32 protein-coding genes are annotated in these 26,984 nt (G+C 72.1%); 24 read left to right on the top strand and 8 right to left on the bottom strand.

The window, feature by feature from the left end; all coding sequences use genetic code 11:
• The first annotated feature begins 109 nt into the window (after positions 1–109).
• From VNL12_RS05420 to VNL12_RS05410, 3 genes are all read left to right on the top strand, one after another.
• Positions 110–1,054: a hypothetical protein gene (locus tag VNL12_RS05420; RefSeq protein WP_325592266.1), complete on the top strand. Its 945-nt coding sequence runs from the start codon at positions 110–112 to the stop codon at positions 1,052–1,054.
• A gap of 124 nt (positions 1,055–1,178) precedes the next feature.
• Positions 1,179–1,796: a PH domain-containing protein gene (locus VNL12_RS05415; protein WP_325592263.1), complete on the top strand. Its 618-nt coding sequence runs from the start codon at positions 1,179–1,181 to the stop codon at positions 1,794–1,796.
• A gap of 21 nt (positions 1,797–1,817) precedes the next feature.
• Entirely contained in the window at positions 1,818–2,564 is a 747-nt protein-coding gene (locus tag VNL12_RS05410; protein WP_325592261.1) for a helical backbone metal receptor, read from the top strand.
• Here VNL12_RS05410 and VNL12_RS05405 read toward each other — a convergent pair.
• Both VNL12_RS05405 and galK read right to left on the bottom strand, forming a co-directional pair.
• Complete coding sequence (locus VNL12_RS05405; RefSeq protein WP_325592259.1) at positions 2,534–2,752, bottom strand: DUF6458 family protein; 219 nt, start codon at positions 2,750–2,752, stop codon at positions 2,534–2,536. The two genes, VNL12_RS05410 and VNL12_RS05405, sit on opposite strands and share 31 nt — an antisense overlap.
• A 46-nt stretch (positions 2,753–2,798) precedes the next feature.
• Positions 2,799–3,899 carry a galactokinase gene (galK, locus tag VNL12_RS05400; RefSeq protein ID WP_325592257.1) on the bottom strand — a complete coding sequence of 367 codons (1,101 nt, stop codon included), beginning with the start codon at positions 3,897–3,899 and terminating at the stop codon, positions 2,799–2,801.
• An 83-nt stretch (positions 3,900–3,982) separates the two neighbouring features.
• Here galK and VNL12_RS05395 point away from each other — a divergent pair, with 83 nt between their 5' ends.
• The 16 genes from VNL12_RS05395 (at position 3,983) to VNL12_RS05320 (ending at position 19,806) form a co-directional block, all read left to right on the top strand.
• Positions 3,983–4,882 carry an alpha/beta fold hydrolase gene (locus VNL12_RS05395; protein WP_325592255.1) on the top strand — a complete coding sequence of 300 codons (900 nt, stop codon included), beginning with the start codon at positions 3,983–3,985 and terminating at the stop codon, positions 4,880–4,882.
• Between the two features lie 44 nt (positions 4,883–4,926).
• Complete coding sequence (locus tag VNL12_RS05390; protein ID WP_325592252.1) at positions 4,927–6,081, top strand: CaiB/BaiF CoA-transferase family protein; 1,155 nt, start codon at positions 4,927–4,929, stop codon at positions 6,079–6,081.
• 163 nt (positions 6,082–6,244) lie between these two features.
• Positions 6,245–7,063 carry a PIG-L family deacetylase gene (locus tag VNL12_RS05385; RefSeq protein ID WP_325592250.1) on the top strand — a complete coding sequence of 273 codons (819 nt, stop codon included), beginning with the start codon at positions 6,245–6,247 and terminating at the stop codon, positions 7,061–7,063.
• Positions 7,064–7,222: 159 nt separating this feature from the next.
• A complete protein-coding gene (locus VNL12_RS05380; protein WP_325592248.1) occupies positions 7,223–8,587 on the top strand; it encodes a phosphatidylinositol-specific phospholipase C1-like protein in 1,365 nt (454 codons plus the stop codon).
• Positions 8,588–9,385: 798 nt separating this feature from the next.
• Positions 9,386–10,309, top strand: a complete 924-nt coding sequence (locus VNL12_RS05375) for a S1C family serine protease (RefSeq protein ID WP_325592245.1) — start codon at positions 9,386–9,388, stop codon at positions 10,307–10,309.
• A gap of 227 nt (positions 10,310–10,536) precedes the next feature.
• Positions 10,537–11,670, top strand: a complete 1,134-nt coding sequence (ftsY, locus tag VNL12_RS05370) for a signal recognition particle-docking protein FtsY (protein WP_325592243.1) — start codon at positions 10,537–10,539, stop codon at positions 11,668–11,670.
• A gap of 82 nt (positions 11,671–11,752) precedes the next feature.
• Complete coding sequence (locus VNL12_RS05365) at positions 11,753–11,989, top strand: hypothetical protein (RefSeq protein WP_325592241.1); 237 nt, start codon at positions 11,753–11,755, stop codon at positions 11,987–11,989.
• Positions 11,990–12,020: 31 nt separating this feature from the next.
• The gene (gene ffh / locus VNL12_RS05360; protein WP_325592238.1) at positions 12,021–13,469 is read left to right on the top strand and encodes a signal recognition particle protein; all 1,449 of its coding nucleotides are present in this window, start codon (positions 12,021–12,023) and stop codon (positions 13,467–13,469) included.
• 14 nt (positions 13,470–13,483) lie between these two features.
• Complete coding sequence (locus VNL12_RS05355) at positions 13,484–15,250, top strand: aryl-sulfate sulfotransferase (RefSeq protein WP_325592236.1); 1,767 nt, start codon at positions 13,484–13,486, stop codon at positions 15,248–15,250.
• Between the two features lie 309 nt (positions 15,251–15,559).
• Positions 15,560–16,381: an Eco57I restriction-modification methylase domain-containing protein gene (locus tag VNL12_RS05350; RefSeq protein ID WP_325592234.1), complete on the top strand. Its 822-nt coding sequence runs from the start codon at positions 15,560–15,562 to the stop codon at positions 16,379–16,381.
• A 445-nt stretch (positions 16,382–16,826) separates the two neighbouring features.
• A complete protein-coding gene (gene rpsP / locus VNL12_RS05345; protein ID WP_325592232.1) occupies positions 16,827–17,153 on the top strand; it encodes a 30S ribosomal protein S16 in 327 nt (108 codons plus the stop codon).
• Positions 17,154–17,330: 177 nt separating this feature from the next.
• The gene (locus VNL12_RS05340; protein ID WP_325592230.1) at positions 17,331–17,657 is read left to right on the top strand and encodes a KH domain-containing protein; all 327 of its coding nucleotides are present in this window, start codon (positions 17,331–17,333) and stop codon (positions 17,655–17,657) included.
• Positions 17,658–17,661: 4 nt separating this feature from the next.
• Positions 17,662–18,159, top strand: coding sequence for a ribosome maturation factor RimM (gene rimM, locus VNL12_RS05335; protein ID WP_325592228.1), 498 nt, complete (start codon positions 17,662–17,664; stop codon positions 18,157–18,159).
• A gap of 10 nt (positions 18,160–18,169) precedes the next feature.
• Positions 18,170–18,958, top strand: a complete 789-nt coding sequence (gene trmD, locus VNL12_RS05330; RefSeq protein ID WP_325592226.1) for a tRNA (guanosine(37)-N1)-methyltransferase TrmD — start codon at positions 18,170–18,172, stop codon at positions 18,956–18,958.
• Between the two features lie 83 nt (positions 18,959–19,041).
• Positions 19,042–19,410, top strand: coding sequence for a 50S ribosomal protein L19 (gene rplS / locus VNL12_RS05325; RefSeq protein ID WP_325592223.1), 369 nt, complete (start codon positions 19,042–19,044; stop codon positions 19,408–19,410).
• Positions 19,411–19,452: 42 nt separating this feature from the next.
• Positions 19,453–19,806, top strand: coding sequence for a YraN family protein (locus VNL12_RS05320; RefSeq protein ID WP_325592222.1), 354 nt, complete (start codon positions 19,453–19,455; stop codon positions 19,804–19,806).
• A gap of 30 nt (positions 19,807–19,836) precedes the next feature.
• Here the strand turns inward: VNL12_RS05320 and VNL12_RS05315 are convergent, their stop codons facing one another.
• Complete coding sequence (locus VNL12_RS05315; protein WP_325592221.1) at positions 19,837–20,340, bottom strand: SRPBCC family protein; 504 nt, start codon at positions 20,338–20,340, stop codon at positions 19,837–19,839.
• Positions 20,337–21,035 carry a CPBP family intramembrane glutamic endopeptidase gene (locus tag VNL12_RS05310; RefSeq protein ID WP_325592219.1) on the bottom strand — a complete coding sequence of 233 codons (699 nt, stop codon included), beginning with the start codon at positions 21,033–21,035 and terminating at the stop codon, positions 20,337–20,339. Before VNL12_RS05310 ends, VNL12_RS05315 begins: the two co-directional genes overlap by 4 nt.
• 53 nt (positions 21,036–21,088) lie before the next feature.
• On the opposite strand from VNL12_RS05310, the gene VNL12_RS05305 reads away from it, so the two are divergent.
• Both VNL12_RS05305 and VNL12_RS05300 read left to right on the top strand, forming a co-directional pair.
• Positions 21,089–21,958 (top strand): hypothetical protein, encoded by an 870-nt coding sequence (locus tag VNL12_RS05305; protein ID WP_325592216.1) that lies wholly within the window; start codon positions 21,089–21,091, stop codon positions 21,956–21,958.
• 50 nt (positions 21,959–22,008) lie between these two features.
• Positions 22,009–23,052: a glutathione S-transferase family protein gene (locus VNL12_RS05300; RefSeq protein WP_325592214.1), complete on the top strand. Its 1,044-nt coding sequence runs from the start codon at positions 22,009–22,011 to the stop codon at positions 23,050–23,052.
• 137 nt (positions 23,053–23,189) lie between these two features.
• Here the strand turns inward: VNL12_RS05300 and VNL12_RS05295 are convergent, their stop codons facing one another.
• The 3 genes from VNL12_RS05295 to VNL12_RS05285 form a co-directional block, all read right to left on the bottom strand.
• Positions 23,190–23,672, bottom strand: coding sequence for a hypothetical protein (locus tag VNL12_RS05295; RefSeq protein WP_325592212.1), 483 nt, complete (start codon positions 23,670–23,672; stop codon positions 23,190–23,192).
• A 391-nt stretch (positions 23,673–24,063) separates the two neighbouring features.
• Positions 24,064–24,354: a hypothetical protein gene (locus VNL12_RS05290; protein ID WP_325592210.1), complete on the bottom strand. Its 291-nt coding sequence runs from the start codon at positions 24,352–24,354 to the stop codon at positions 24,064–24,066.
• Between the two features lie 7 nt (positions 24,355–24,361).
• A complete protein-coding gene (locus VNL12_RS05285; protein WP_325592208.1) occupies positions 24,362–24,496 on the bottom strand; it encodes a hypothetical protein in 135 nt (44 codons plus the stop codon).
• On the opposite strand from VNL12_RS05285, the gene VNL12_RS05280 reads away from it, so the two are divergent.
• Both VNL12_RS05280 and VNL12_RS05275 read left to right on the top strand, forming a co-directional pair.
• A complete protein-coding gene (locus tag VNL12_RS05280) occupies positions 24,495–25,283 on the top strand; it encodes an enoyl-CoA hydratase (RefSeq protein ID WP_325592206.1) in 789 nt (262 codons plus the stop codon). The two genes, VNL12_RS05285 and VNL12_RS05280, sit on opposite strands and share 2 nt — an antisense overlap.
• A complete protein-coding gene (locus VNL12_RS05275; RefSeq protein WP_325592268.1) occupies positions 25,280–25,882 on the top strand; it encodes a DUF4214 domain-containing protein in 603 nt (200 codons plus the stop codon). The genes VNL12_RS05280 and VNL12_RS05275 overlap by 4 nt, the downstream gene beginning before the upstream one ends.
• A gap of 59 nt (positions 25,883–25,941) precedes the next feature.
• On the opposite strand, the gene VNL12_RS05270 is transcribed toward VNL12_RS05275, so the two are convergent.
• On the bottom strand, positions 25,942–26,511 hold the full coding sequence (locus VNL12_RS05270; RefSeq protein ID WP_325592204.1) for an AAA family ATPase: 570 nt from the start codon (positions 26,509–26,511) through the stop codon (positions 25,942–25,944).
• Between the two features lie 62 nt (positions 26,512–26,573).
• Between VNL12_RS05270 and VNL12_RS05265 the strand changes: the two genes are divergently transcribed.
• On the top strand, positions 26,574–26,957 hold the full coding sequence (locus VNL12_RS05265) for a hypothetical protein (RefSeq protein ID WP_325592202.1): 384 nt from the start codon (positions 26,574–26,576) through the stop codon (positions 26,955–26,957).
• Positions 26,958–26,984 lie beyond the last annotated feature (27 nt).

The raw sequence follows: 26,984 nt of genomic DNA, 5'->3' as shown, positions 1-26,984 counted from the left end.
CTCTCGCCACCGGGCCACACATCTTGCATCGGGCGCCGAAGATGTTGCGTGCCCAGGCGTCCAGATCACGGGAGACCGCTACCGTCTCCGATCGGAGGAGGACTCTCACATGCCACTGTTCGAGGTTTCGGACGAGTCGTTGGTGCCGTTTCGGTCGGTCAAACCGGGAGCGGACCTGTACGAGAAGGAGATCGAGGATCTGGTATGGGGTGACCTCGAGGCCTTCACCGGGGAGTCGCTGTTTCCGATCGCCCGGCAGCCCTTGATCGGAGGTGGAGGCCGTCCCGATGTCGTGGCCCTTGATGAGTCCGGGCGCGTGGTCGTGGTCGAGGTGAAGCGGGACGTGGATCGCAGCCAACTCGCCCAGTGCCTTGAGTACGCAGGATGGGCGCGGACCACGAACCTCGACGAGATCGCGAGCCTGTACCATCGGGGGCCGTCGTCGTTCTTCGCGAACTGGCAAGAGTTCACCGACTCCTCTACTCCAGTGGTCATCAACCACCAGCCTCGCATCGTGCTCGTCGCTCGCGACTTCCAGGGGCGCACCCGCTCGGCGTTGGAGTTCCTGGCCGAGAACGGCGTGCCCGTGTCGGTCATCCCCGTGGCGATCTACGAGGACGAGGCCGGTCGCAGGTTCCTCGACATCGAGGCTGAGCACGACCCAGTGCTGGGCCCCACAGCCGGCGCGTCATCTCGGAGCAAGACCCCCGCTCAGATCACGTTCAAGGGCCGTCGCGTCACCATGGTCGACCTGCTCGACGCAGGGTTCGTGCAGGCGGGAGACGATCTGGTCTTCCCTCGTCCCCGGCTGGGAGAGAAGTACCACGCACGACTCGAAGCGAACGGCACCATCGTCCTGCCCGACGGGAGCGTCTGCACCTCGCCATCGCAGGCCGCCATGAAGGTAGCCGACCTGGCTTCCTACGACGGGTGGCACGGGTGGCGGGTCCCACGCCTCGATGGCGCCAAGCTCGACGAGCTGCGCCAGCAACTGGTCACCGCGGAGACGACGAGTTCCGACGCTCTCGCAGAGGAGACGACGGAAGAGGCGTGAGCCGAGGGTGATCGGCCGGTGAGCCCAACGCGCCGTGCTGACAGGCGGGCTCCGGTGAGCCGAGTACCGCCCTTGACGTCGCTCATCCGCTGACGGCGCCGGAGCAGGGACCTAGATTGCCGTCGTGGCGTACCCCCGCAAGCTCCTCAACCAGGGCGAGGAGCTCGTCCTCGACCTCCGGCCCCACTGGCTGGCGGTGGCGGTGCCGACCCTCGTGCTGGTGGTCTCGGTCGTCGCCGGGGCCCTGGTGACGCTGCTCGCCGACATCGACGCCCTGAGTCTCGGCGCCCTCGTCCTCATCGTGGTGGCACTGATCTACTTCGGGATCAAGGTGCTCGGTTGGAGCACCACCAACTTCGTGCTCACCACCGACCGGCTCATCAGCCGCCAAGGAGTGCTCTCGAAGTCCGGCATCGAGATCCCCCTCGAGCGCATCAACACGGTGTTCTTCAACCAGTCGCTCTTCGAGCGGATGGTGGGCGCGGGCGACCTCGCCCTCGAGTCCGCCGGCGAACGGGGCAACCAGTCCTTCTCGAACATCCGCAAGCCGGCCCTCGTCCAGCGCGAGATCTACGTGCAGATCGAGGCCAACGAGAACCGCAAGTTCGACCGCATGGGCCCCGCCGGCGGTCGCGGCCTGTCGTCGGCCGAGCAGCTCGAGAAGCTGCACGACCTGGTGACCAAGGGGGCCATCACCCCGGCGCAGTTCGAGGCCGAGAAGGCCCGCATCTTCGGGGCCTGATCGCCCCGGCACACTGGAGCGATGCCGCCTCGCGTCGTCAGCCTGGTCCCGTCGGTCACCGAGACGCTCGTGGCCTGGGATCGGGCTCCCGTCGCCTGCACCCGCTTCTGCGAGCAGCCCGACATCGAAGCCGTCGGCGGCACCAAGCGACCCCGCATCGACCGCATCGTTGCGCTGGCGCCGGACCTGGTGATCATGAACGACGAGGAGAACCGGCGCGCCGATGCCGACGCCCTGACCGCAGCCGGGCTCCGCCTCCACGTGGCCTCGCCCCGCGCCGTGGCCGACGTGCCCGCCGTGCTGGCGGAGCTGGCGGCCGCGGTCGCGGCGCCGACGCCCGAGCCGTGGGCCCCGCCGGAGGTCCCGGCCGCGCCGATCGGCACCGCGTTCGTCCCCATCTGGGTGCGGCCGTGGATGACCATCAACTCCGAGACCTACGGCGCCTCGGTGCTCGCCGCCGCGGGGTGGGCCAGCGCCTGGGCCGACGACGACGTGCGCTACCCCGAGGTCACCGTCTCCGACGTGCGGGCGCGCCGTCCCGACATCGTCCTCGCCCCCACCGAGCCGTGGGCCTTCACCGGTGACGACCTCGATGACCTCTCGGAGCGCTTCGGTGTGCCGGCGATGTTGGTCGACGGCCAGGACCTCTTCTGGTGGGGCGTCCGGACCGCGCGGGCGGTCGACCGCCTGCGCCGGGGGCTCGCCGGGGCCCGCCCGTCGCTCGACCCCGGGCGACCTCAGCGCCGGGGCGGGACCTCGGCGGTGTAGGTCGTCGATACGGCTCGCCCGCGCCGGGTGCTGGCGGTCTGGAACAGGCCGATGATCAGGCCCAGGACGCCGCAGGCCATGAGGATCAGTCCGATGACGCTCAGGTCGACGCCGTCGATCGAGTCGGATACCGCGAAGCGCAGGATGGCGCCGGCGGCGATCAGGAGGATGCCGGCTCCGATGGTCATGCGGGGTGGCCTCTTTCGGGTCCGACGACAGGCACTTCCCTCCGCCCTACCCTCGTGCCGGTCCCTCAACCCGGGCGCCGGGCGACGGCCGCACGCGCCAGGACCGCTCTGGCCCCCAGCGGTCCAGCGCACCTGGGGTGCACAGGGCCACGGCGCAGCCCCCGAAGCCGGCTCCGGTCAGGCGGGCGCCGTACACGCCGGGAGCCGCGCCGAGCCGTCCCACCAGGGTGTCGAGGACCGCCGTGGACACCGCGAAGTCGTCGCGCAACGAGGCGTGGCTCTGGGCCATGGCTGCGCCCACCATGGCGGGGTCGCGAGCTGCGAGGGCCTCGGCCGCGAGGCGCACCCGGGCGTTCTCGGTCAGCACGTGGCGGGCCCGGGCCCGGACCACCGTGTCGTCGATCGCGACCTCGGCGCCGGGCGCAGCGAGGCGCAAAGGACCGATGACCGCCTCGGCGAGCGCGCACTGCGCGACGCGCTCCGCGTAGGCGGACCCGGAGAGGGCCCGGGCCTCACCCGAGTCGACGACCACCACCTCGACGTCGTCGGGCAGGGCCACGGGCGCAACGGTGAGGGCGTGGCAGTCGATGAGCAGGGCGTGGCCGTCGCGCCCGGCCACTGACGCCAGCTGGTCCATGATCCCGCACGGCACGCCCGACGCCCGCTGCTCGGCCCGCCGCCCCAGCTGGGCCAGCGCGAGCACGTCGGCGCCGTCCGCGCCCAGGACCAGGGCCACGGCCACCTCGAGCGCGGCGCTCGACGACAGGCCGGCCCCGATCGGCACGGTGGTCGACACGGTGCCCTCGAAGCCCTCCGTCGGTCGCAGCTCGGCCACCACCCCCGCCACGTAGCGGGCCCACGGCGGCGAGACCCGGGTGGGGTCTCCGACGTCGAGAGGGACCACGGCGGGCTCGGGCTCGTCGGCTGAGCGCAGCACCACCCGGTTCCCGGTGCGGACCCCGGTGACCGTGGTCGCCAGGTCGATCGCCATGGGCAACACGAGGCCGCCGGTGTGATCGGTGTGGTCACCGATGAGGTTGACCCTCCCCGGGGCCATCGCCCGCACGGTCGGGCCCGTCGCCGCCACCGCCTCGCGGGCCCTGCGGTCGTCGGCTCGATCGTCCCCCGGCACGGCGCGATCGGACATGGCCGCGGACCCTAGGTGCCGCTCTCGGGCCCCGCGGCCGTCGGTGGTTGACCGGGCGGTCAAGGGGGAGCCACCATGACGCCGTGCCCCTCACCCCCTCCTCCGCCGCCGGCATCGAGATCTGGTTCACCACCGACGGAGATCCGTCGGCCGAACCGCTCCTGATGGTCATGGGCCTCGGGACCCAGCACCTCGGGTGGGACGACGACCTCGTCGCCCTGTTCGTCGCGAGTGGGTTCTTCGTGATCCGCCCCGACAACCGCGACGTCGGGCTCTCCACCAAGCCCGACGTGGGTGACATCAAGGCCCTCGAGCTGATCATCGCCGCCCTGAGCGGCACCCCGGTCGAGGCGCCGTACCTGCTCTCGGACATGGCCGCCGACGCCGTCGCCGTGCTCGACCACCTCGGTCTGGGCTCGGCGCACGTGGTGGGCGCCTCCATGGGCGGGATGATCGTCCAGGCGATGGCCATCGAGCACCCGGACCGCGTGCGGTCGCTCACCTCGATCATGTCGACCACCGGCGACCCCACCGTCGGGCAGCCCGACGCCGCCGTGCTGCCGATCCTGCTCGGGCCGCCCCCGACGTCGCGGGAGGAGGCCGTCGCGCGCGGCGTCGAGGTGGCCCGTGCCATCGGCAGCCCCGGCCTCGTCGACGAGGATCTGGCCCGGGAGAAGGCGGGCCGGGCGTGGGATCGTTGCGCGTACCCGCAGGGCACCGGGCACCAGCTCCTGGCCATCACCGCGTCGCCGCCGCGCACCGAGGGCCTCGGGCGGGTCACGGTGCCCACCCTTGTCGTCCACGGCGACGCCGACCCGCTCGTCACCGTGAGCGGAGGCCGGGCCACCGCCGAGGCGGTCCCCGGCGCCGAGCTGCGCATCATCGCGGGCATGGGCCACGACGTGCCCCGCCCCCACTGGGCGTCGCTCGTCGACGACATCAGTGCCCTCGCCGCCCGCGCCGGCGCCCCCGCCGCCGGCTGACCTCGCCGTCGCCGACCCCGACCACCTCCAGGAGCACGACACCCATGGGACCCCTCTCCGGCACGCGCATCGTCGAGATCGCGGGCATCGGCCCCGGCCCGTTCTGCGCCATGGCCCTGGCCGACCTCGGCGCCGAGGTCATCCGCGTCGATCGCACCGGGCCCAACCTCGGCGGCGACCCCGATACCCCGCCGGCCGACCTGCTGAACCGCGGTCGGCGCTCGGTGGCGGTCAACCTGAAGGACCCGACCGGCGTGGCCACGGTCCTCGACCTGATCGCCTCGGCCGACGCTCTGATCGAGGGCTTCCGCCCCGGGGTCATGGAGCGCCTCGGGCTCGGCCCCGACGTGACCCTCGGACGCAACCCGGCGCTGGTCTACGGCCGGATGACCGGGTGGGGCCAGGACGGGCCCTACGCGTCGATGGCCGGCCACGACATCAACTACGTCGCCCTGGCCGGCTCCCTGGCCCACCTCGGGCGGGCCGGGGAGAAGCCGACACCGCCGATCAACCTGGTCGGTGACTTCGGCGGCGGCGGCATGCTGCTCGCCCTCGGCATCTGCGCCGCCCTCGTCGAGGCCGGGCGCTCGGGGCAGGGCCAGGTCGTCGACGCCGCCATGGTCGACGGCTCGGCCCTGCTGATGACGATGATGCACTCGTTCCAGGCCATGGGCATCTGGAGCGACGAGCGGGGCACCAACATGCTCGACACCGGCGCCCACTACTACGACACCTATGAGTGCGCGGATGGCCGCTACGTGTCGATCGGGTCGATCGAGCCGCAGTTCTACGCCGAGCTCCTCCGTCTCACGGGCCTCGAGGACGACGATGACGACGGAGAGCTGCCCTGGCAGCAGGACAGGACCCGCTGGCCCGAGCTCTCGGCGCGCCTCGAGGTGATCTTCAAGGCCAAGACCCGTGACGAGTGGTGCGAGGTCATGGAGGGCACCGACGTGTGCTTCGCACCGGTGCTCACGATGAGCGAGGCACCCAGGCACCCCCACAACGTGGCGCGCGGCACCTTCACCGAGGTCGCCGGCATCACCCAACCCGCTCCCGCGCCGCGCTTCAGCCGCACGCCCGGGGCCATCCGCCGCCCGCCGCCCCACGCCGGCCAGCACAGCGACGAGGTCCTCGCCGAGATCGGCTACGACGAGGCGACGATCGCTGCCCTCCGCGACGCCGGCGCGATCGCCTGACCCCGCAGCTCGGGGCCGATGTCCGCCACGACGGGGGTGTGGGTCCAACCTCGATGGGTCGCACCGGGCCCTCGCCCCACCTCAGACCCATGTCCCCACGACGGGGGCGTGGGTCCGAGTTGGGCCCCGGGCCGCGGATCGACGGCGGTAACCTCCGCGGTCCATGGCGACGCTGGTCTGCTTCCACGCCCACCCCGACGACGAGGCCATCGGCACCGGCGGCATCATGGCCCTCGCCGCAGGGGCCGGCCACCGCGTCGTGCTCGTGTGCGCCACTCGTGGGGAGCGGGGCGAGATCCAGCCCGGCGTGCTCGACGAGGGTGAGCAGCTCGCGCTGCGCCGCACGGCCGAGGTGCACCGCTCCGCCGAGGCGCTCGGCGTGGCCCGGGTCGAGTTCCTCGGCTACGTCGACTCCGGGATGATGGGTGAGGCGACCAACGACGAGCCCTGGACCTTCTGGCGGGCCGACGTGGGGTCCGCCGCCCACCGCCTGGCGGTGATCCTCACCGAGGAGGGGGCCGACGCCCTCACCGTCTACGACGACCACGGCGGCTACGGGCACCCCGACCACATCCAGGTCCACCGCGTCGGCATGCGCGCCGCTGAGCTGGCCGGCGTGCCACGCGTGCTCGAGGGCACCATCAACCGCACCGCCATCACCCGCATGATCGAGCTCCAACGGTCGGGCGCGGGCGGCTTCGAGCTGCCCGAGGGCGTTCAGCCGCCCGACCCCGAGGAGATGGATCTCGGCGTTCCCGAGGAGCTCCTCACCCACGTCGCCGACGTCTCCGCCGCAGTGGGTGCCAAGCGCGCCTCGCTCCTGGCCCACCGCAGTCAGGTCGCCGACGATCACTTCTTCCTCGCCATGCCCGAGGCGGTGTTCGCCGCGGTCATGGGCACCGAGTGGTTCATCGGCCACGGCCCCGTCGACGACGACGGCAGTCCGCTCCGGGGCATCGTCGCCCCGTTCACCGCCGCCTGACGGTCCGCCGAGCCGCGGCAGCGGTCTCTCGGCGGCCGCCGCGAGCCACATCCGCCCGCCTCGGTTCACCCGCCGGCCACCTGAGCGCTACCGTCGCGCCACCTGGCAGTCGACAAGGGGGCCCAGAGGGTGACTCACGGAGCACGCGCACGACGGGTCATGGCGGCGGTCGCGCTGGCCGCGAGCCTCGGCGTCATCGGCGGGGGGCCGGCCGACGCGGCCACGGTCGACGACCTGGGGATCAACCAGATCCAGGTGGTCGGCAGCCACAACAGCTACCACCTGGCGGCCTCCGAGAAGGAGACCGCGGTGCGCCGGGCCGTCATCGGGGCCGAGGACGACAAGATCCAGTACAGCCACGCCCCGCTCCCGGTGCAGTTCCAGAGCCAGAAGATCCGTCAGATCGAGCTCGACATCTTTCGCGACGACGCCGGCGGCAAGTACTCCGACCCGCTCCTGCGGGAGTTCGCGGGCGAGGGACCGTACGACCCGGCGATGGACCTGCCCGGCACCAAGGTGCTCCACATCCAAGACGTCGACTACCGCACCACCTGCCTGTCGCTCGTATCGTGCCTCGGGGCCGTCGAGGGCTGGTCCGACGCCAACCCGTCGCACATGCCGATCGCCATCATCCTCGAGCTGAAGGACACCCTGCTCGAGGTCGAGGACCTGCCCTTCGTGGTGCCCGACCCGTGGACCACCGCCGCGATGGACGACCTCGACCAGGAGATCCTGAGCGTCGTCCCCCGGGACGAGATCATCACCCCCGACGACGTGCGGGGCGGTGCCCCGACCCTCTCCGAGGCGGTCACGACCGACGGCTGGCCGTCACTCGGTGAGAGCCGCGGCAAGGTCATGTTCCTCATGGACAACGGTGGTGACTACCGCACCGACTACCTCGCCGGTCACCCCACGCTCGAAGACCGGGTGCTGTTCACCAACGCCGAGCCCGGCCAGCCCGACGCCGGCTTCGTGAAGGTCAACGACTCGCGGGGCAACGTCGAGCGCATCCAGCAGCTCGTGGCTGACGGCTACGTCGTGCGCACCCGTTCAGACAGCGACACCATCGAGGCCCGCGAGGGTGACACGTCGGCTCGCGACGCCGCCTTCGAGAGCGGGGCCCAGTGGGTGTCGACCGACTACCCGGTCCCCGAGTACGCCGAGCCCTTCGGCACCGGGTACGTGGTCGAGATCCCCGGCGGCACCGTGGCTCGCTGCAACCCGATCAACGCCCCCGCCGACTGCGTGGCGGCCGACATCGACACGATCCACACGGCGGCCGAGCCCGACCCGGACGGCCCCGTCGGACCGCCGCCGGGTGGTGACCCCGGTTCGCCGCCTGGCGGTGACCCGGGGGACCCCGTCGGACCGCCGCCGGCCGTGGAGCCGGAGGAGCCCGACGGTCCGCCGCCGGGCGCCGACCCTGACTCGCCGCCGTCGGCCCCGACGACGACAGCCCCTGGCTTGCCGCCATCGGCCCCGCCTGCGGCCCCCATCACCGGTCCGGCCCGCTTCACCGGCTGAGAGGCCGCGTGTGGGAGCCGATCCATGCTCCAGTTCGGGGTGGACTGCTCTCCCCGCCGTATTGGGGCGCGGTGTGGTCGAGCAGGGAGCCGATCCATGCCCCAGTTCGGGGTGGTCAACGGGCGGACGCAGGACGGCGACAATCACACCACTCGGGCCGGCCAGCCTGCGTCCATGGCGACGAGTGGCCGCAAGACGATGCTCAGCGCGGTCGGGCCCGCACCAACGGCTGAGGTGCGTCACCGGTCGGGCCCGCACCATCGGCTGAGCTGCGTCACCGGTCGGGCCCGCGGCGACCGGCTGAGCCGCGTCACGGGGTGGGGCGTCATCGACTGACCGCCGGAGGGCGCGGCTCGGAGCTGTGTCGATGTGCCGGCCCCGCAGGCCTTAGGCCGCCTTGCGCCGGGGCTTCCCGAGCCTTTCGCGCCTCGTCCGTACGGTCGCCTGATCGACCGACCCCGAGGTGACACCGACATGGACACATCGTCCTGGGCCCCGCGCCCATCGCCCCCGTCCCCAGGCGCATCCACCGGGCCCACCGCGATACCGGGCTCGGCACCGCCACCGCCACCGCCGCGGACCACGGCGCCGTGGGGAGCGCCCGATCCCGGCTGGGGGCGCCCCGACCCCGGAGCCCCCCCGGCCGGACCTCCCACCTCGCCCCCGGGACCAACCCCTCCCGCCCGGTCCCCGGGGTGGGGCCGGGCCTCGGCGCTCGCCGTCGCCGGTCTGCTGGCTGTCGGTGGCACCGGCTTCGCGTTCGGGGCCGCGTCCGACGACGGCGCCTCGACCGCACCCGTGGCCGCCGGCCGCGCGGCAGCCGTCACCGCCACGGTCCCCGAGGTCGACGGTGCCGCCGAGCCGGTGGCGGCGGTGGCCGCCAGCCTCGGGCCCGCGGTCGTGCAGATCGAGACCGGCTCGGGCCTGGGCTCGGGCTTCGTGTACGACGCGGAGGCGGGGCTGATCATGACCGCGGCCCACGTCGTGAGCCGGTCGACCGACGTGGCCGTGCGCCTCGCCGACGGCCGCACTGTCGACGGCACCGTGGTCGGCGCGGATGGCGGGTCCGACATCGCCGTGGTGCGGGTCGAGGCCGACGGGCTGATAGAAGCGACCCTCGCCCTCGACGACCCGGTCGAGGTCGGCCAGCTCGCCATCGCCATCGGCAGCCCCTTCGGGCTCGACCAGACCGTCACCTCCGGCGTGGTCAGCGCCGTGGGCCGCACCGTCGCGACCCCCGGCGGCGCGGTGCCCATGATCCAGACCGACGCCCCGATCAACCCGGGCAGCTCCGGTGGAGCCCTGGCCGGGCGCGACGGACGGGTCATCGGGGTCAACGACTCCATCACCAGCGAGTCGGGCGGCAACGTCGGCGTCGGGTTCGCAGTGCCGATCGAGACGGCCAAGGCCGTCGCTGACCGCTTGGTGGCGGGCCAGCCCATCACCAACAGCTACCTGGGCGTCGGCGCCGCCGACGTCGAGGCCCGAGCCGCGGACGGGGCCCAGGTCGTCGAGGTCGAGGCGGGCAGCCCCGGTGCCGAGGCCGGCATCGAGCCCGGCGACGTGGTCACCTCGCTCGACGGGTCGGCAATCGCCTCCTCGGCCGACCTGGTGGCCGCGGTGCGGAGCCGGGAGCCCGGCGCCGAGGTCGTCATCGGCCTGGATCGCCGTGGTGAACCCGTCGAGGCGACCGTCACCCTCGGAGCGACCCCGACGCGCTGAGCCGACGCATCCGAGGGACATGTCCTGTCACACCCTGCCGTTCCCTGAGGGCGGCAGGGTGCGGCGCGCCGGGGGAGGATGCCCGCGCCCAGTCGACCCGGCCCGGCCCCAGGCGCCGGGCACCGTGGCCGAGGTGGGGGGCACCGTGCCCGAGGTGGGGGCGGGGGTCGACCACGACGGCGCCGCCTGGGGGCGCGGCCGAGGCTCCCGCGTAGCATCGGACCCTCATGGAGCCCGCCCTCATCATCCTCCTCGTCGTCGGTGTCCTGGCCGGCGTCACCCTTGCCCTCGTCGCCCCCCGCTTGAGGGGCCGGGGCCCCGAGCTGGAGCCGCCCGCGACCCGCCCCGTCGGTCGCGGTCCCGCGACCGTCGATCGGCCCGATGTCGAGGACGAGGTCGACGTCGAGCTCGGCGAACCTCCGGTCGCTCCGACCCCACCGGAGGTCTTGGCCCCGCTCAAGCCCTCCTTTCGCGAGCGGATTGGCAAGGCGCGAGGCACCGTCTCGGGGTACCTCGGCTCGATCCTCTCTCGCTCCGCGATCGATGCCGAGACGTGGGACGAGCTCGAGGAGGCCCTGATCCGAGCCGATGTCGGTGTGGGACCCACCACCGACATGCTCGACGCGGTGCGGACGCAGGTGAAGGCGGAGGGGGTCGACACCCCCGCAGCGCTGCTCGAGGCGGTCAAGGACGAGATGAAGCGCCGCCTCCACGTCGCCGATCGCTCGCTCCACGCCGATGAGGGCAAGACGAACGTCTGGCTCTTCGTCGGGGTCAACGGGGTGGGCAAGACGACCACCATCGGCAAGCTCGCCAAGCTCGAGGCCGAGGTCGGACGCACCGTCGTGATGGCCGCCGGCGACACCTTCCGCGCCGCCGCCGCCGAGCAGCTCGGCACCTGGGCCGAGCGTGCCGGCGCCACCCTGGTGCGCGGCGCTGAGGGGGCCGATCCGAGCTCGATCATCTTCGACGGCATCACCAAGGCGGCCGCCATGGGTGCGGACCTGGTGCTGGCCGACACCGCCGGTCGCCTCCACAACAAGACCAACCTCATGGACGAGCTGCGCAAGGTTCGCCGGGTCGCGGGCAAGGAGCCCGGCCACGTCACCGAGACCCTGCTGGTGCTCGACGCCACCACCGGCCAGAACGGCCTGGCTCAGGCCCGGGTCTTCACCGAGGCGGTCGAGGTCACCGGCGTGGTGCTGACCAAGCTCGATGGCTCGGCCAAGGGCGGCATCGTGCTCGCCATCCAGGCCGAGCTGGGCATCCCCGTGAAGCTCGTCGGCCTGGGCGAGACGGTGGACGACCTCATCGCCTTCGACCCCGACGAGTTCGTCGACGCCCTCTTCTCCGCCCCTTGAGGACCCTCCGCACCGGGCTTTGCCCCACGGCCCCACGCCATCTCTCGCACACGGTTCGGACGAGGTGGGTACGGTCGCGACCATGTTGCTCTTCCGTCTGCTCTTCTCGCCGGTGAAGGTCGTGCTGCTCGTGGCACGGATCATGGGCTACAACCGCTTCGTGGTGTTCCTGCTCGGCGTCGGCGTCGGCCTGCTGGTGGCGCCCACGACCGGCGCCGAGATGCGGGCCCGGCTGCGCGCCCAGATCGAAGCCCGCATGGACGGGTCCTCGGAGCCCCTCGCCCCCGCCGACCTGGTGGCACCCGGCGCGTCGGGGTGACCGGCGCGCGTCCAGTAGCGTCACCGGTCGCATGTTCGACGGACTGACAGACCGCTTCGAGGGGATCTTCACCCGCCTGCGCGGCAAGGGCCGCCTCGGGGAGGCCGAGGTCGACGAGGTTCTCCGGGAGATCCGACTGGCCCTCCTCGAGGCCGACGTCAGCTTCACCGTGGTCCGGGGCTTCGTCGCCCGGGTGCGCGAGGCCTGTCTGGGCCTCGAGCTGCACGGGGCCCTGAACCCGGCCCAGCAGGTCATCGACATCGTCCACCAGGAGCTCATCGCCACCCTGGGCGGCGAGACGCTGCGCATCACCTATGCGGGCAAGCCGCCGACGGTGATCTTGATGGCCGGCCTCCAGGGCTCGGGCAAGACCACAACGTCGGCCAAGCTGGCTCGTTGGTTCAAGGCCCAGGGCCGCAACCCGATGCTTGTCGGCGCCGACCTGCAACGCCCGGCCGCCGTCGAGCAGCTGCGCACCCTCGGCGCCCAGGTCGACGTGCCGGTGGTGTCGAAGGACGGCGCCGTGGGCGGCGAGGGCGGTGATCCCGTTCCGGTGGCCCAGCACGCCATCGCCGAGGCTCGACGGCTGGGGCGCGACGTGGTCATCGTCGACACCGCTGGTCGCCTGTCGATCGACGCCGAGCTCATGGATCAGGTCCGGCGGATCGCGGACGTGACCCAGCCGCACTACACGTTCCTCGTCGTCGACGCCATGACCGGACAGGACGCCGTCACCACGGCGGAGAACTTCCACTCCACCCTCGAGCTCGACGGCGTGATCCTCACCAAGCTCGACGGTGACGCCCGCGGTGGCGCCGCCCTGTCGGTGAAGGAGGTCGTGGGTCGCCCGATCGCCTTTGCCTCCAACGGGGAGAAGCTGGCCGACTTCGACCTGTTCCACCCTGATCGGCTGGCCGGTCGCATCCTGGGCATGGGCGACGTGCTCACCCTCATCGACCGGGCCAAGGAGCACTTCGACGAGGACCAGGCCGAGGAGGCCGCCTCGCGCCTCATGGAGGGGCAGTTCACCTTCGAGGACTTCCTCTCCCAGATGCAGCAAGTGAAGAAGATGGGGCCGATCTCGGGCCTCATCGGGATGCTCCCCGGTGTGCCCAAGGAGCTCCGCAACACCGAGATCGACGACAACGAGCTCGGTCGCGTCGAGGCCATGATCACCTCGATGACCCGCGAGGAGCGCGTGCGGCCCGACATCATCGACGGGTCGCGCCGCCAGCGCATCGCCAACGGCAGCGGGGCCAACGTGACCGAGGTCAACGCCCTGCTCGACCAGTTCCGGCAGATGCAGAAGATGATGAAGGGCTTCGGGATGGGCCCGAAGAAGAAGAAGACCGCCAAGAAGGGCAAGAAGGGTGGGCGCGTGACCCCCAAAGGTGGCCACCCGAAGGGTGGGCGCCCGGTGGGCACCGTGCCCGGCCTGGGTGACCCCAACGCTCCAGAGTTCCGGCTGCCGGGCCTCTGAGGATGGAGATCAAGATGTCAGATCGCTCTCGTCGGCCGCGCTCGTTGCGCTGGGCGGCACCCGCCGTGGCCGTCATCGTCCTGATGGCCGCGTGCTCGGGATCGACCGACGACGACGACGCCGCCCCACGCGACGACGCCACGACGGATGACGCGACGACGGATGACGCGACGACGGACGACGCGACGGCGAGCGGCGAGCCGGCGGGTGAGGCCACCGTGGCCGTCGAGGAGAACCCCAACAGCGTGCTGAGCGCCGTGGTCCGGGTCGAGTCCGACACGCCGAGCCGGGCCGGCCTCACCGCGGTGGCCGACGACCACGAGGTCGCGATCGCCGCCGGTGAGTCACCGAGCGAGGAGCACGAGCTGGCACTGGTGGGCCTGCGGCCCGAGACCGACTACGAGGTGAGCGTCGAGGCCGTCGACGAGGCTGGTGATCCGCTGGATGCCGGCGACCCGATCGCCTTCAGCTCCGGCCCGCTTCCCGGGGACTTCCCCCCGATCGAGCTCGAGGCCGACCCCTCCCGCATGGCCGAGGGCCTGACCCTGCTCAGCCTCAAGCCCTGGGGCGCACCGACCAACGGCCAACCGGTGCCCGAGCAGTCCGAGGATCGTCCGAGCGGGTACCTGGCGGTGGTCGACGGTGAGGGCTTCGTCGTGTGGTACCACGCCACCGAGCTCGGCGTGCTCGATGCCCGCCAGGTCGACGGCGGCTTCATGTACACCTACGACGACACGGTGGTGCACGAGGTCGACCTGCTCGGCCGACTCACCAACGAGCTGGCCGGTCGCGTCGCCACCGACATCGCCCCGGCCGACTTCCTCGGTCGGCAGCGCGCCACCGCAGAGGCCACGCCGATGGACACCGACAGCGCCCACCACGACGCCGGACCCATCCCCAACGGAAACCTGCTGCTCCTCTCCACCGAGCTGCGCGAGCTGACGGGGCCGCCGCAGTGCGACGAGGACACCGCCGAGGTCACCTACCCGATCATCTCCGATGTGGTCGCCGAGGTCGCGCCCGACACCGGCGAGATCGTCGGAGAGTGGTCGCTGGCCGACATCTACGACCCCTTCGAGCGGCCCGGTGAGCAGCTGTGCATCATCGGGGCGCCGTTTGCGCCGCCGAACTACTTCTACCCCGTCGAGGAGGCGCGCGATTGGACCCACGGCAACTCCGTCGTCCTCGACGAGGAGCGCAACGCCCTCATCGTGTCGCTGCGGCACCTCAACGCCGTGCTCGCCATCCGCTACCAGGACGACGACGACGGGCCGGCGGGCGAGCTGATCTGGGAGATCGGTCCTGACGGCACCCTGCCCCTCGAGGGCGAGCCCAGCTACTACCAGCACGCGGCCGAGGTGCTCGACGGCGGCGAGATCCTCGTCTACGACAACGGCAACAGCCGCCCGGGCGCGGCGGTCGGCGGCGAAGGTGACCCGCCCTACAGCCGAGCGGTCATCTACGAGGTCGACGACGCCAGCGACGATGAGGGCGAGTGGTCCGCCCGGCAGGTGTGGGAGCACAGGCTCGACAACGAGGAGGGCCTACCGGTCTTCACCGCGTTCCTCGGTGATGTCGACGAGCTCGACAACGGCAACGTGCTCGTCACCCACGGCGCCATCGCCGATGACCGGGGCGTGCTCAGCGCTCGGATCGTGGAGGTGACACGCGACGGTGACACCGACGACGAGGTCGTGTTCGACCTGCGCGTCGGCGACGGTACCGAAGGCTGGACCGTCTACCGGTCCGAACGCTTCGCCTCTCTCGTCCCCGAGCCCTGACGCCACCCGTCCGGGGGCCGGGGTCGTCGCGAGCACCAGGGTGCCGTGCTCGGAGGTCCGGCTGTCGCACGCCCCGGCTACTCTCGCGGCTGTCGGTTCCACCTGCTCAGTGCGAGGTGGCGGTCATGGTCCCCGCGTGACCCGATTCTCGGGCCGCAGTCGACTGATCAGCCGCCCCGGCACCCACCAGCAGCTCAACGGCCTCTCGCCCTGACCTGCGGCATCGCCCGTCGGCGCACCCTGCACCGATACGGTCCGGGCCGTGAGGACAGTGGAGCTTCGACCGTGAGATGCTCTACTCTCGAACCTGTGTTCGTGACAGGCGGCCGCCATGACCTGGGCCCGACAGCTCACCCTCCTCGAGGACTTGAGATCGCCCCTGATCCCGGCGCGGACTGCGGTGAGGTCTTCACCCGGCGCTGGATCGTCGATCTCATCCTCGACCTCGTGGGCTACACGCCTGACCGGGATCTCGGGTCTGAGGTCCTCATCGAACCCTCCTGCGGGACCGGGGCCTTCCTCGTCCCCGTCGTCGAGCGGCTCATCCAGTCGGCCGCCGCGCACGGCAGAGACCTGCGCGTTCTGGGACCGGCCATCCGGGCGTTCGACCTGCTCGACGCCAACGCCGAGCTGGCCCGCAAGGCAACGGCCCACCAGCTGATCGTCGAACGGCTGACCGAGGACGAGGCTGACACCGTCGCCGCCGAGTGGGTCACGACCGGGGACTTCCTGCTCCACCGCCACGACCAGGCAGGCGCCGACTACGTGGTCGGGAACCCCCGGTACATTCGCCTGGAGAACGTGCCTCGGCCGATCATGGACTCCTATCGGCGCATCTGCCCGACCATGCGAGGCCGGGCCGACGTCTACGTCGGGTTCATCGAGCGGGGCCTGGAGCTCCTCAAGCCGGGTGGGGCGCTGTCGTTCATCTGTGCCGACCGGTGGATGCGCAATCGGTACGGCGCTGACCTCCGTGAGGTGATCACCAGCCGCTACGCCGTCGACACGGTCATCGCCATGCACGACGTCGACGCCTTCGAGCACGAGGTGTCGGCCTATCCGGCCATGACGACCGCGAGGCCGTCGTTGTGGAGGATGTCGCGACAGAGCCAGCCGTCGTATCGGTCCTGAGGGACCAGGTCCCCGCGGACCTGGGCGCGGACCGCTTCTTCGAGATCCTCATCTCCACCGCACTCGACGGCATGCCCGTTGCGGTGTACCCGACAGTGCGGGACCGTCGCGCGCGGGCACGGCGTGAGACGGGAACTTGATGGTCGTCCTCAGCGGTACTTGGCCGTCCCCCTCGGTGGATCTGCGCAGCGTCGCTGGTCGCAGGTGGATGTGTCGATCTCCGGGAGACGCGACATGTCGTGGTGGGGGGGGTTCGATGAGGCGATGAAACCTCCGGGCGGGGGCCCGGTTCGCCCGGCCTACTTGAACCGGGCCCGTCCCAGCGGGCACCATTGCTGGTCGGCCCCCTGCGGGCGCCTCGGACGACCGGGCGTCGTGGGCGGGCGCACCGTTCGTGCGTCCTGAGATGACCGGCCGACGTCTTCAACAGAGAGAGAACCGAATCGTGGTGAAGCTCCGTCTCATGCGGATGGGCAAGAAGAAGCAGCCGACGTACCGCCTGGTGGCGGCCGACAGCCGCTCGCCGCGCAACGGTCGGTTCATCGAGATCGTGGGCACGTACCAGCCCCGTCGCGAGCCGTCGACTGTGCGGATCGACAACGTCAAGGCCGTCGAGTGGCTCCGCAAGGGCGCCCAGCCCACCGAGCGGGTCCAGAAGCTGCTCGTCGCCTCGGGCGCCTGGAAGCACTTCGAGGACGGCACCGAGCCTGAGCCCCTGGCTCCCGCCGGCCCCGACGACCGGCCCGTCGCCGTTCCCGCTGAGGCATCGTGAGCGAGCGAACCGGGCTGGACCTGATCCAGGGCGACATGGTGCACCGATGAGCGAGCGCCGCGAGCGAACCAGACGGTATGGGCTCATCGCCGGTGGAGCGTGCGGAGCCGGCAGCGCTCATCGGTGCCCGGCGATGGGGACCCGGCTGGACCTGACCCAGGGCGACATGGTGCAGCGATGAGCGACGTCGAGAACGAGACCGCTGAGGACGACGCCGTCTCCGGCGACGCCCTGGCGACCGACGACAGCGATCGCGCCCTTCCCTCGGCGACCGCGGTTGCCGTGCTCGAGTACCTGGCCCGCGCCCTGGTCGCGAGCCCCGACGAGGTCCGCGTCGAGGTCGACGACCGCGACGGGCTCACCCTCAACGTCTACGTCGCCGACGGTGACATGGGCCGGGTGATCGGTAAGCGGGGCCGGGTGGCCAACGCCGTCCGCTCGGTGGGCCGGGCGGCGGCGGCGCGCGACGGCCAGTCCGGCGTCGCCATCGAGTTCGTCGACTAGGTCGATGGCTCCCCCCGCGGAGCTGCTCGAGGTCGGGCGGATCGACAAGGCCCACGGCCTGCGCGGCGATGTGATCGTCACGCTCACCACCGACCGCACCGAGCGCCTCGATCCGGGCTCGCGACTGTGGGTGGGCGACGATGAGCTCGAGGTCGTGGCCTCGACCCGCCACCAGCACCGCTGGATCGTCGACTTCGTCGGGCTCAACAGCCGCGAGGACGCGGACGCGCGACGCGGCTCGGCCCTGCACGCCGAGCCCCTCGACGCGTCCGACGGCGCCCTCTGGGTGCACGAGCTCGTCGATGCTGCGGTTGTGCTCCCCGACGGCACCGAGGTCGGGACGGTCAGCGCCGTGCAGGACAACCCCGCCCACGAGCTGCTGGTGCTGGACACCGGGGCCCTGGTGCCCGTCGTGTTCGTGAGCGACGCCTCGGGCCTGCCCGACCAGGTCGTGATCGACCCGCCTGACGGGCTGCTCGACGCCGACCTCCTCGGCCGGTAGGGGCGGACCGGTGCGGATCGACGTCTTCACCATCTTCCCGGCCATGGTCGAGGGCTTCGCCGGGCTCAGCCTGCTGGGCCGGGCCCGCGAGCGTGGTGTGCTCGAGGTGCGGGTGCATGACCTGCGCGCCGGCACCGACGACCCGCACCGCTCGGTCGACGACGCGCCCTTCGGCGGTGGTGCGGGCATGGTGCTGCGGGCTGAGCCGATCGCCCGGGTGGTCGAGGCGGTGGATGCGCCGCGCCCGCTGCTGTTGCTGGGCCCCGGCGGTCGCCGCCTCGACCAGGACCGAGCCCGGGAGCTGGCCGCCGGCGGAGGCTTCTCCCTGCTCTGCGGCCGTTACGAGGACGTCGATCACCGGGTCCGCGCCCACCTCATCGACGGCGAGCTGTCGGTGGGCGACTACGTGCTCGCCGGGGGCGAGGTGGCGGCCATGGTGACCCTCGAGGCCGTCGGGCGCCTCGTGCCCGGGGTGATGGGCAACGAGGCCTCGGCCGACGAGGAGTCCTTCGCCGCCGGCCTGCTCGAGTACCCGCAGTACACCCGGCCGGCGGAGTGGAGGGGTCGGGCCGTGCCCGAGGTGCTCCGCTCGGGTGACCACGCCCGCATCGCCCGCTGGCGCCACGCCCAGGCCCTGCACCGCACGGTGGCGCTGCGGCCCGACCTCATCGCCGCACGAGGCGGGCTGAGCGCCGCGGAGGCCGAGGCCCTCGCCGAGTTCCCCGCCGCCGAGGGCGTCGCCGGCCCCGACAGCCCCGACCTCCGGGTCGGCTTTCTCCCTCAGGAGGTGGACGGCTAACGTCATCGGTCGCCCCTGAGCCGGGTCCTCTGGCTCTGGTGAGACCTCTCGCCGCCCCGACCCTCCCAAGGAGTGCGCGCGCCATGAACCGCCTCGACGTCGTCGACACCGCAACCATTCAGACCAGCAAGGGGGCTCGCACCGACGAGGTGCCCGACTTCCAGGCCGGCGACACCCTCAAGGTCCACGTGCGCGTCGTCGAGGGCAACAAGGAGCGGGTCCAGGTCTTCCAGGGCGTCGTGATCCGCCGGCAGGGCGCCGGCGTGCACGAGACCTTCACCGTGCGCAAGGTCAGCTACGGGGTGGGCGTCGAGCGCACCTTCCCGCTCTACACCCCGAACGTGGCCCGGATCGAGGTCGTCACGCGCGGCGACGTGCGGCGGGCCAAGCTCTTCTACCTCCGTGACCGGGTCGGCAAGGCGGCCAAGGTCAAGGAGAAGCGCTTCCGCTGAGGGGTTGGCGCGGTGGTGGACCGACGGCGCTCCGACGACCGCGTGCCGAGACCTGATCCCCGACGGATCCTCGGAACCCGGGGCGAGGACCAGGCCGCGGAGTGGTACGTCGCCCAGGGCTGGACGGTGTTGGCCCGCAACTGGCGCGCCGGCCGCCAGGGCGAGATCGACCTTATCGTGGAGCGTCGCGGCGTGGTCGTGGTCTGTGAGGTCAAGACCCGTCGGACCGCGGCCTTCGGGGTGCCCGCCGAGGCGGTGACCCCGGCCAAGCAGGCCCGCATCCGGCGTCTGGCGGCGGCGTGGCTGGCGGAGAACGGGGTCCGCGCCCGTGAGGTCCGTTTCGACGTGGTGGCGATCCTGGGCGGGGAGATCGAGGTCATCGAGGCCGCGTTCTGACCATCGGTGGCAGTCGGACCGGCGCCGGCGCTACGGGCTGGGGGTGCGCTCGGTGACCGTGGACGGGTCGATCTCCAGGTGCTGGTAGAGGTTCTTCGCGAAGCGGTGCCCGGTGCGCTCCATGCTCTCGGCCATGACCTTCTCGACAGCACGGCGCGACAGGCTCGGCAGCGGCAGGTCGACCCAGATGGTGATGTCGATGAAGAGGCGGGTGAGCCCGTCACCGAGGTCCTCGAGCGTGTAGACGCCGTTGGCCCCCGCCTTCTCCGTCGCTCCGCTCGGCGGGTCGTGCTCGAAGTCGATGCGTTCGAGGTCGACGAAGGTCATGCGCTCGGAGAAGGAGGGGGCGACCTTGGCGCCCAGGGCGGAGATGCCCGAGAGCTGCCAGCACCAGAGGTCACCGTTCGCCCGGATCGCCTTGATCAGCGGGGTGAACCGGGCGAGCAGATCCGGGTCCGAGAGCACCGACCAGATGGCGGCGCGGCTGGCGGGCACGTCGGCCTCGGACAGGTTGCGGCTCTCGAAGCGGGTCACGGGACCTCCTCGCCCAGGGGAGCCTGGACGGTGGTGGTTGGGGTGGGCGTGGGGAGCGGGTGGCGGGCCTCGGCGACGGTCTCCTCGTCGTGGTCCGGGCCGTCGCAGCCCTTCAACGGCCAGACGAAGGTGAGCACGGCGGTCCACAGGACGTGGGCGACGGTGGGGGCGACGAGTCCCTCACGCCACCAGAACAGCACTCCCCAGATCGTGCCGCCGAGGAGGGCGGCGAGCATCAGGGCCCACTTGCGCTCGACCAGCTGCACCGCGGTGTAGGCGACGATGGCGACGAGCAGCCCTACCCGGTCCTGCACGTAGCCTCGGAAGAACAGCTCCTCGGCGATGCCCATGGCCGTGATGGCCCCGACCATGGAGGCCACGTGCCTGCGGTCGCGGATGGCGTAGAGGTCGTTGATCTGGGCGAGGAACGACGGGAACAGGCGGCACAGCACCGCGTGCCCGATGTGGGTGGCCACCAGCCAGGCGCCGCCGACGCCCAACCCCGTCCCGACCTCGAGCGGGGTGAGGGGCCCGACCACGTGGTCCAGGCGGTCGGTGGCGACCAGGGCCGCGACCGAGAAGGCCGAGAGCACGGCGGCGCCGATCCAGGTCCGCGTCCAGAGGCCGTGGCGGGGCAGGGCGAAGAGGAAGGCCCACACCGCCACGGCGATCAGCAGTCCGACAGCGAGCAGCACTGAACGGCCCTACCCATGTGCGTGGCTTCACAACATCGGGGTAGGGGCTCGTGATGCAGATCTTGCTCACCGGATCGAGCGGCGCGGTCGGCCGTGAGCTCGCCGCCGCCCTCGAACTCGCAGGTCATGAGGTCGTGGCCGCCACCCGATGCCCGCACGACCACGTCGGCCCGGGGCGAGCTGTGACCTTTGACCTCGACGATGTCGAGATGGTTCCCGAGGGCGCTCTGGCCGGAGCCGACGCCGCGTACTACCTGGTCCACGCCCTCGACCGCCGCGACGTCGTCGCCGTCGACCGGGCACGGGCCGAGCGCTTCGCGGCGGCGTGGGGGGCCGACCGACCGGTCGTCTACCTCGGTGGGCTCGGCCCCCGCGACTCGCCCTCGCCGCACCTGCGGTCGCGTCACGAGGTGGGTGACATCCTCCGGGCCCGGTGTCGGGCTGTCGAGCTGCGAGCCTCGATCGTGATCGGGCCCCGCAGCCTCAGCTTCCAGCTGCTGCGGACGCTGTCGTGCGTGGCCGGCCTGTCGCCGCTGCCGCTGCTCGTGCCCGACGCCGCCCGGGTCCTCACCCAGCCCATCGCCCAGCTCGAGCTGACCGCAGCGCTGGTCTCGGCCCTCGACGTCGCCCCGGGGTCCTACGACATCGGAGGACCAGAGGTGCTGAGCTTCGGGGCCCTCATGGAACGCACCGCCCGGGCCCAGGGCCGCACCGTCCGGGCCTGGCCCGCCGTCCCGATCGGCGCCGACTGGTTCGGCCCGCTGGCGTCGCTGGTCGCCGGCGTCGACCCGTGGGCCACCACGGCGCTGTTCGCAAGCATGGCCACCGAGACGGTGGTCGACGACGCCCGCCGGCCTCCCGGTGCCGACGGCACGGGCACCGACCTCGACACCGCCCTGGCCGCCGCCCTCGCGGCGTCGTGAGCCTCCGGTTGCAGGTGTCGAGGGGGCGGGCGGCTCGATACCGTCGCGACATGGTTGACGATGCAAGTGCTTCCGAGGCCGAGCAGGAACCGGGGGTGTATGTGATCGACGGCGGCTCCTTCGAGCGCGACCAGCGCTACCTCGACGCCCGCATCACCCCCGACAGCGCCGAGTGGCCGGTCGAGGGCGGGCGCTATCGGCTCGTCGTGGCCCGGGCCTGCCCCTGGGCGAACCGGGCGATCATCGTGCGTCGCCTGCTCGGCCTCGAGGACGTGCTCTCCATGGGGGTGTGCGGCCCGACCCACGACGCCGACAGCTGGACCTTCGACCTCGACCCGGGCGGCGTCGACCCCGTGCTCGGCATCCCCCGCCTCAAGGACGCCTACGAGCGAGCCGTGCCCGGCTACCCACGAGGCATCACCGTCCCCGCCATCGTCGACGTCCCGAGCGGCGCGGTGGTCACCAACGACTTCGAGCAGATCACCCTCGACCTGTCGACCGAGTGGACGCGCTTCCACCGCGACGGTGCGCCCGACCTCTACCCGAAGGCCCTTGGCGGCGAGATCGACCAGGTGATCGAGGACATCTTCCGCGACGTGAACAACGGCGTGTACCAGTGCGGCTTCGCCGGCTCCCAGGAGGCGTACCAGGAGGCTTACGACCGCCTCTTCGGTCGCCTCGACCAGCTCACCGGGCGCCTCGCCACCCAGCGCTACCTGGTGGGCGACATGATCACCGAGGCCGACGTACGCCTGTTCACCACCCTCGCCCGCTTCGATGCCGTCTACCACGGCCACTTCAAGTGCAACCGCCAGAAGCTCGTGGAGATGCCGGTCCTGTGGGCCTATGCCCGCGACCTGTTCCAGACCCCCGGCTTCGGCGACACCACCGACTTCGACCACATCAAGCGCCACTACTACTGCGTGCACACCGACATCAACCCCACCGGCATCGTCCCCGCGGGGCCCGACCTGGGCGGCTGGCTCACGCCCCACGGCCGCGAGGAGCTCGGTGGCCGTCCCTTCGGCGACGGCACCCCTCCCGGCCCGGTCGCGGAGGGTGAAGAGGTCCCACCGGCGCACCGCGCGGGCTGAGGTCGACTCGGATCCGCCGCCGGCGCCGCCGGTGCGGTCCTGTCGCGGCAGGGCGTCGCATCCGGCGCCCGAGCACGACACGACCGAACACTGGCCGTTGGCGAGGGAAGAGCGCTCGCCACCACTGCCCGCTGAGATCAGCAGAGCTCGTCGCGAGCGTCGGCCGGGGCGGGCGGCACCACCAGCCGGGTCAGCCCCGGTGCGCGCCAGAGGTTCGACAGCGCCCGCCCGGGCGTGAACGGCTCGGTGGTGGCGTTGCGCAGCTCGCGCAGGGGCTCGCAGTCCAGCACCTCGCGAGCGATGGCCACGTCCTCGTCGAAGCGGTCGCCCCGCGACTCGTGGAGCGGGGTGGCGAGCCCGTCGCCGCCGAACACCTCGGGGTCGACCGGCCCGGTCGCGACACGCGCCGCCAGCCACGCCTTGGGGATCGGCTTCTCGTGGCCGATGAACCCGGGCCGGTCGATCCGGAAGCGGGCGGTGAGGGGATCGTCCAGGCCGAGGCGGTCGATGACGTGGACGTCGGGGCCGAACGAGTACCCCGTGACCCCGACACCGAACTGGGCGGTGGCGGGGGTGGGCAGCCGGGGCGGGGCCGCAACGTCGAGGACCGTGATGCCCACCACGACGGGCCCGGCGGTGATCGCCTGCTCCGCCCGGCTGCCCCTGCCCCAGCGCTGATCGCGGGCGGTGACGGGCTGCTCCTCACCAAGGGCTCCGGCAGGGCGAACAGCGGCGGCAGCAGGAGCCGGGCGTGGGCGTGTCGCCCCCCGGCCCGCACCAGGTAGACGAGGTGGAGCACGGCGGCGACGGGCGACACCGCCACCGCCACCCGCTGACGGGCCGGAAGGCGGCGAGTGGCCGTGGCGGCCCGCACCAACAGCCCGAGCACCGGCGCCCGCGGGCCCGCCGAGCCCGTCGACGAGGGCGCGGGGCGAGGGGCGTCTCGTCGGCAGTGGCATCGGGCGGCGACCCTATTGGGTCAGGACCGGTCGCCCCGGGCCCCGACGGACCTCAACGGGGGCGGCGGCGGTGACGGCGTGACCAGCAGGAGCGGTGCCAGTGGCGGCGGTCGTCGGGGTCGAGCAGCGGCACCACCACGAGGTGGCCGGTGCCCTCGCCGATGATGCTGTGGCACCCCGGGCAGGTGTAGGCCTTGACGGCCTGGTAGGGCTGGATGGTGCGCACCTCGACGGGCACCCCGTCGAGGTCGTCGGTGGTGGTCGTCGTCGGGCCCGATGTCCACTCCGGCAGGCGGGGACGGGGCCGGCGTCGGGAGCCGGGGTTCGAACGGGCCTTCTTCACCGGCACGTCACCCGAGCAGGGCCCAGGCGACCAGGGCCAGGCACACCAGCAGGGCGCCGGCGACCAGGACGTAGTCGGCGGGCCCCTTGCGCGTCTGGCGGTGCGGGTTGAAGCCCATGGACGTCAGTATCGTGCCGGCCATGCCCGACCCGCACTTCGAGGCCATCCGCGTTGCCCGCACCGGCGGGGTGGTGACCATCACCCTCGACCGGCCTGAGCGCAAGAACGCCCTCAGCCACGGCATGGTCGAGGAGCTGACCGAGGTGCTGACGGCGGTGACCGACGACTCCGACGCACGCGTCATGGTGGTCACCGGCGCCGGCGACGCGTTCTGCTCCGGCGCTGACCTCACCGGCCTCACCGGTGAGGACGCCGCCAACGGGCTGGCCCACATGCGCCAGATCCACCGCCTCGCCTCGTTGCTGCACGAGGTCCCGCAACCGACGATCGCCCGCATCAACGGCGTCGCCGCGGGTGCGGGGCTCAACCTGGCCCTGGGCTGCGACCTCACCGTGGCCTCCACCGAGGCCCGCTTCTCGCAGATCTTCGCCCGTCGGGGGCTGTCCACCGACTTCGGTGGCGCCTGGCTGCTACCCCGCCTCATCGGCCTCCACCGGGCCAAGGAGCTCGCCCTCTTCGGCGAGGTCGTCCCCGCGGCCGAGGCCGAGCGCCTCGGATTGGTGAACCGGGTGGTGCCGCCCGGCGAGCTCGATGCCGTGGTCGACGAGTGGGCGGCGCGCCTGGCCGCCGGGCCGCCGATCGCCCTCACCCAGACCAAGCGCATGTTGAACCGGTCCTTCGAGACGTCGTGGGAGGCGCAGCTCGAGGCCGAGTCCACCGCCCAGGCCTACAACTTCTCCACTCGCGACACCGCCGAGGCCATGCGCGCCTTCTTCGAGAAGCGCACCCCGGAGTTCGGCGGCCACTGACCCTTCGGGGCCCCGGGCTCCCACGGACCCACTTCCTCGGTCGCCCCGCCGATCCGGGCGGGAGCGACTACTGGGCCGGCCGGCTCGGTGCCGGCACTCCACGCTCGACTGTCGCCTCCGGCATCGTGCGGTCCGGCGAGTCCTACCGGGCGATGGTCGACGACGCCTACCAACGCTTGCTCGATCGTCCCGCTGACGCCGACGGTCGCGCCCACTTCAGCGGCGTGGCCGCGGAGGCAGGCATCGAGGCCGTGGAACGAGCCATGCTCCGTTCCGACGAGTACCAGCAACAGGCCGGCGACACCCTGGTCGACGCGCTGTACCGCGACATCCTCGACCGCCCGTCCGACCCCGCCGGTCGCGACCACTGGAACGCCGAGCTCGACGCCGGGCTGTCGGTCGACGGGCTGGTGCGAGCCCTGATCGGCAGCGACGAGGGGCTCCGGCGCCAGGTCCGCCTGGCGTACGAGCGCTACTTGGACCGGCCCGCGGACGACGGCGGCCTGGCCTACTGGGCCGGTCAGTTCCGGGCCGGGCTCAGCCGCATCGACATGTGGACGAGGATGGCCGCCAGCGCCGAGTACGTCAGCCGCGTCTGACTCTGACCCACTGGTCGACCACGACAGCTCGTCGCCTCGCCGAGCCGGCCCGAGGGCGCTCAGCTCACCCGGCCTTCGGTGAGGCCGCAACGGATGATCTCGTCGACGGTTCGGTCAGGTTCGTGGTCGGAGGTGTCGAGCCACAGTCCGATGCGAGGCGTCTCGGCGCGCAGGGCAGCGTCGAGGTCGGCGATGCCGTCGGGCCCATGCCGATACGCGACCTTCTCTCGGGAGGCTTCGCGGGCGGCGACGACCGCCGGATCCGGCGCGAGGACGACGACGACGAGAGGTCGGGACCGGATGGCCTCCACGTACTCGGTCAGCACCGCACCGATGACGACGTCCTGGACGACCACCGCGAAGCCCGCCGCGTGGAACGTGTCCGCCGTCGCCGCTCCCAGCCGATAGCGGAGTCGTAGCTGACGCCAGGCTTCCGCGGACGGCGAGGATGTCATCTCCTGCCGTCCGGCGACGACCATGCGCCGGAACACATCGCCCTTCACGTGCACGCCGCTCTCGAACCGCGATGCGAGCCGCTCGGCCACCGTTGACTTGCCGGCCGCCGAGATCCCGGTGATGAGCACCACCGGCTGTGCCGCGAGCAGGGACATGTCAGCGCGCGACGGCATGCCCGCCATGATCAGCGATCCGTCACGGCCGAGACGACTGAGTTGATTCCTAGGATCACGCCGTGAGCCGAACTCTCCCCCTCCGGCCAGAGCACCCGCCGGACGATGCAACGGTCGTCCTGCGTGCAGGGGTGATGGCCGCGGAGGTGGTGCGCCGAGCGGCCGAGCGAACCTTCGACGCGTATGCGGTCTACCGGGTCTCGCTGGAGGGTGTTATCGGCCAGACCGTCCTCGACGCGTGTCGGGGTGAGCGAGTCGCTGCCTACCGCCAGATCCGGCTGTCGACCTTCGGGCGGCTCCGAAGGGCAGGGTTTGCGCTGCTCGCCACCTTCGGCGCTCCGCACTTCACCGTGGTTCTCCCGGACCTCAGCGAGGTGACCCTTGCCCGCCTCGACGACTGCTTCGATGACCCGATCGTCAATCCTGCTGGGCCACCGCCGGGGTAGCCTTGCGGGTCATCGGAGGAGGACCGC

The organism is Iamia sp. (assembly GCF_035575815.1).
Classification (GTDB): Bacteria; Actinomycetota; Acidimicrobiia; order Acidimicrobiales; family Iamiaceae; genus Iamia.
This window is presented reverse-complemented; position numbering and strand designations above follow the sequence as displayed.

Bases quoted from the DNA above. Each gene is read 5' to 3' on its own strand.
- VNL12_RS05305 (WP_325592216.1), top strand. From the start codon at position 21,089: ATGCAGATCTTGCTCACCGGATCGAGCGGCGCGGTCGGCCGTGAGCTC.
- galK (WP_325592257.1), bottom strand. From the start codon at position 3,899: ATGTCCGATCGCGCCGTGCCGGGGGACGATCGAGCCGACGACCGCAGG.
- VNL12_RS05420 (WP_325592266.1), top strand. From the start codon at position 110: ATGCCACTGTTCGAGGTTTCGGACGAGTCGTTGGTGCCGTTTCGGTCG.
- VNL12_RS05405 (WP_325592259.1), bottom strand. From the start codon at position 2,752: ATGACCATCGGAGCCGGCATCCTCCTGATCGCCGCCGGCGCCATCCTG.
- VNL12_RS05380 (WP_325592248.1), top strand. From the start codon at position 7,223: ATGGCGGCGGTCGCGCTGGCCGCGAGCCTCGGCGTCATCGGCGGGGGG.
- VNL12_RS05385 (WP_325592250.1), top strand. From the start codon at position 6,245: ATGGCGACGCTGGTCTGCTTCCACGCCCACCCCGACGACGAGGCCATC.
- ffh (WP_325592238.1), top strand. From the start codon at position 12,021: ATGTTCGACGGACTGACAGACCGCTTCGAGGGGATCTTCACCCGCCTG.
- rimM (WP_325592228.1), top strand. From the start codon at position 17,662: ATGGCTCCCCCCGCGGAGCTGCTCGAGGTCGGGCGGATCGACAAGGCC.
- VNL12_RS05280 (WP_325592206.1), top strand. From the start codon at position 24,495: ATGCCCGACCCGCACTTCGAGGCCATCCGCGTTGCCCGCACCGGCGGG.
- VNL12_RS05285 (WP_325592208.1), bottom strand. From the start codon at position 24,496: ATGGCCGGCACGATACTGACGTCCATGGGCTTCAACCCGCACCGCCAG.
- VNL12_RS05410 (WP_325592261.1), top strand. From the start codon at position 1,818: ATGCCGCCTCGCGTCGTCAGCCTGGTCCCGTCGGTCACCGAGACGCTC.
- VNL12_RS05270 (WP_325592204.1), bottom strand. From the start codon at position 26,511: ATGCCGTCGCGCGCTGACATGTCCCTGCTCGCGGCACAGCCGGTGGTG.
- VNL12_RS05365 (WP_325592241.1), top strand. From the start codon at position 11,753: ATGTTGCTCTTCCGTCTGCTCTTCTCGCCGGTGAAGGTCGTGCTGCTC.
- VNL12_RS05390 (WP_325592252.1), top strand. From the start codon at position 4,927: ATGGGACCCCTCTCCGGCACGCGCATCGTCGAGATCGCGGGCATCGGC.
- VNL12_RS05300 (WP_325592214.1), top strand. From the start codon at position 22,009: ATGGTTGACGATGCAAGTGCTTCCGAGGCCGAGCAGGAACCGGGGGTG.
- ftsY (WP_325592243.1), top strand. From the start codon at position 10,537: ATGGAGCCCGCCCTCATCATCCTCCTCGTCGTCGGTGTCCTGGCCGGC.
- VNL12_RS05355 (WP_325592236.1), top strand. From the start codon at position 13,484: ATGTCAGATCGCTCTCGTCGGCCGCGCTCGTTGCGCTGGGCGGCACCC.
- VNL12_RS05340 (WP_325592230.1), top strand. From the start codon at position 17,331: ATGAGCGACGTCGAGAACGAGACCGCTGAGGACGACGCCGTCTCCGGC.
- rplS (WP_325592223.1), top strand. From the start codon at position 19,042: ATGAACCGCCTCGACGTCGTCGACACCGCAACCATTCAGACCAGCAAG.